Source organism: Bradyrhizobium sp., from assembly GCF_049581145.1.
GTDB lineage: Bacteria > Pseudomonadota > Alphaproteobacteria > Rhizobiales > Xanthobacteraceae > Bradyrhizobium.
Map to the genome: position 1 here is coordinate 1 of NZ_JBAURI010000051.1, position 3,261 is coordinate 3,261.

At 60.3% G+C, this 3,261-nt stretch carries 4 protein-coding genes; all 4 read right to left on the bottom strand.

Annotated elements, in window-relative coordinates:
* A partial coding sequence (locus WCB02_RS01535) for a carbamoyltransferase family protein (protein ID WP_423955596.1) occupies positions 1–1,808 on the bottom strand: 1,808 nt, incomplete at its 3' end.
* Positions 1,808–1,960 (bottom strand): DUF5989 family protein, encoded by a 153-nt coding sequence (locus WCB02_RS01540; RefSeq protein ID WP_423955598.1) that lies wholly within the window; start codon positions 1,958–1,960, stop codon positions 1,808–1,810. The genes WCB02_RS01540 and WCB02_RS01535, both read right to left, overlap by 1 nt.
* A 1-nt stretch (position 1,961) precedes the next feature.
* Complete coding sequence (locus tag WCB02_RS01545; protein ID WP_423955600.1) at positions 1,962–2,402, bottom strand: SxtJ family membrane protein; 441 nt, start codon at positions 2,400–2,402, stop codon at positions 1,962–1,964.
* Between the two features lie 189 nt (positions 2,403–2,591).
* The coding region (locus WCB02_RS01550; protein WP_423955603.1) for an acyltransferase family protein at positions 2,592–3,261 on the bottom strand (670 nt) is incomplete at its 5' end.

The window sequence follows — 3,261 nt, forward strand, 5'->3', positions numbered from 1 at the left end:
AAATGCGGATCTTGCTCTTTCTTCTCGAGAACGCAACAGCCGACGACGAGGAGATCGAGTTCCGTGCCCATGAAACAGCGAAACGCATCTTCGGGTGTGCAGACGATCGGTTCGCTGCGCACGTTGAAGCTGGTGTTGATGAGGACGGGACAGCCGGTCAGCCGGTCGAAGCGTTCGAGCAGACGGTAATAGAGCGGGTTACTCTCCCGATGCACCGTTTGGACGCGTGCGGAATAGTCGACATGCGTGACGGCGGGAATGCCGGAGCGAACGACATTGAGCTTGTCGATGCCGAACAGGAGCTGCTCGGCGTCCGTCATCCTGCGAACACGGCTTTCGGCGACATCGGCGACCAGCAGCATGTACGGGCTGTCGACATCCAGCGCGAACCAGTCGGCGACCTTCTCACGCAGCACCGATGGCGCAAAGGGCCGGAAGCTTTCGCGATATTTGACCTTGAGATTCAGGCTCTTCTGCATCGAGGGGCTGCGCGGATCGCCCAGGATCGAGCGGTTGCCGAGCGCGCGCGGACCGAACTCCATTCTCCCCTGGAACCAGCCGATCGCGGCGCCCTCAGAAAGTGCTTTCGCGGCCATCTCCAGCATTTCGTCTTCGGAGAGTGTCGTAAAGCGGGCTCCCACCGCCTGCAGGCGCGTATCGATGTCCGCCTGTTCGAAGGCCGGACCCAGATAGGCGCCGCGCATGCCGTCGAGCGCGTTCGCCATCAGGCGAGGCTTGCCGGCATGGATGTGATGAGCGGCCAGCGCCGCGCCGAGAGCGCCGCCGGCGTCACCGGCCGCGGGCTGAATCCAGACCTTATTGAACTGGCCATCGCGCAGGATCTTGCCATTGGCGACGCAGTTGAGCGCCACGCCACCGGCCAGGCACAGGTTCTCCATGCCGGTTTCCGCCGCTAGGCTGCGGGTGAGCTTCAGAACGATGTCTTCGAGCACGGCCTGGATCGAGGCCGCGATATCCATGTGCTTCTGCTCGAGCAAGCCCTCGGGATCGCGCGCCGGCGCCCCGAACAGCGCGTCGAAACGCGCATTGGTCATGGTCAGCCCGGTACAGTAATTGAAATAGTCGAGATTGAGCCGGAACGAGCCGTCGTCCTTGACGTCGATGAGGTTGTCGCGAATCAGCTGGACGTATTTCGGGACGCCGTAGGGCGCAAGCCCCATCAGCTTGTATTCGCCCGAATTGACCTTGAAGCCCGTGTAGTAGGTGAACGCCGAATACAACAGGCCAAGGCTGTGCGGGAAGTGGATTTCCTTGTGAATCGACAGCTTGTCGTGCTCGCCGATCGCAACCGCCGTCGTGGTCCATTCGCCGACGCCGTCGAGCGTGAGAACCAGCGCACGCTCGAACGGCGAAGGATAGAAGGCCGACGCCGCGTGGCTGAGGTGGTGCTCGCAGAACCTCAAGCGGTTTTGCCAGTCGAACTCCGGCGCCACCTCCTTGAGCTTGTCGGCCAGCAGCGATTTCTGGAACAGCTTCTCGCGCAACCACAATGGCAGCGCCATGCGAAACGAGGTGAAGCCGCTGGGCGACATCGTCAGATAGGTTTCGAGCAGCCGCTCGAACTTGATGAACGGCTTGTCGTAGAACACGACGCAGTCGACATCATCGAGCCTGGCGCCCGCCGCGGCGAGGCAATAGTCGATGGCGCGGCGCGGATAGTTCGCGTCAAACTTCTTGCGGGTAAACCGTTCTTCCTGGGCGGCAGCGACGACCTGGCCATCCTCGACCAGCGCGGCGGCGCTGTCGTGATAGAACGCCGAGATACCCAGGACGCGGTAGGGAGCCATCAGAACAGCGTGTAAATGAACGGAGCCACGGCGGATCCCTTGGTCAGCACCAGAAGCCCGCCGAAGATCGCCATCACGATCAACACCGGCAACAGCCAGTACTTCTTGCGAACACGCAGGAAGCCCCAGAACTCCTGCAGGAAGTCGATCATGTCAGTATTGCCTCTTGAATGAGTCGGGGGTTGGACCGGGCGGTTCGCGCACAAGCCAATAGCTCTTCGCATCTGGCTCGAGGCGGCGCCGCAGCGGATCGTTGCCGAATCGCCGCATCAGGAACCCGATCGGCGCGATGCAGCCGAAAAAAATGAATGCGAGGATGATGGGGCTGACGATGGCGTGCAGCAGCAGACCGAACTTCGCCCACCAGCGATTGAGGGGTCCAAGGATGTGCGGCGCGGCGTAAGCCATGATCGCGAAAACGATCGACAGGCCGAGCCAGAACGGCCAGCGGCCATGGTGGCCAAAAAAATAGCTCGACAGTGCCAGCAGCGCAAAAAACGCGGCAAATACCAGCCCGAAGCTCTTGTTTGACGACGTCCTGGAAACATCCTCCCGCACCAAAGCTTCGTGCGAGCCGAAATTCTTGTCGCGCATGAGGGGCCCCTGAAACGGGCGGACACTATGCATACGGGCTGCAGAGTTACAAGGATCGAGGCTCCGAGCCGGGGGGTCTAGATTCGCTCGGATCACAAGGACCTTGCTTCCGTGCGAATCCGACGGAGCCTTGCGTTACGCTAATACGAACCAGCAACGAAGGAGTAACCAGCAACGGTGAGTTTTGCGTCAGGTGTCAGTCGCTTCAACGAGTTGCAGGATCGGCGGCGGTACTCGATGCGGTCGCACCGAGAGGACCAGCCTGGCGATAGCGGTGCCCCACCTTTGAAACGGCACTTCGACAAATCGCCACCCGAGCCAAGCGATTGCCAAGCAGAATGGCAGCGCGATCGAAATACATCCAAGGCCGAACAATGCGCTGTGGTCTTGTGCCCACGCGAACGTAAAATGCTCGCCTCCTTTCTGCTCGATAGCCGCGATGATCGGATAGTGGAATACATAAAGGCTATAGGAAATTCGTCCGAGCCAGCGCACTCCAGGTCGCAACAGCCCGAACGTACCCAATTCACCGGACAGAACCACCGCGACGATCATAAAGGAGGCGATGCCTTCCTTGGTGATGTGTTCCGGCATGATCGACATGCGCGACAGATTCGTGGCTAGGCATAGAGTGAGGACCGCCAGCACAAAACCGATCTGAATCAGCGCCCTCGGAAGCAATCGGATATGTTTGGCGGCTTCGGGTACGAGAATTCCGAGCTGAAAGCAAAAGAGATAGCTGAGCCACCCGGCCGGATCGCCTGTGCTGCGGAAGAAGGCGATCCAAACGAGCCATCCAGCCACGGCGAGCGAGCCCCACTTGCCTAGTCCGAACGATGCGAAGAGGAGAAGCGGAAAG

Excerpts from the sequence above, each read along its gene's own strand:
- WCB02_RS01540 (WP_423955598.1), bottom strand. The coding sequence starts at position 1,960 with ATGATCGACTTCCTGCAGGAGTTCTGGGGCTTCCTGCGTGTTCGCAAG.
- WCB02_RS01545 (WP_423955600.1), bottom strand. The coding sequence starts at position 2,402 with ATGCGCGACAAGAATTTCGGCTCGCACGAAGCTTTGGTGCGGGAGGAT.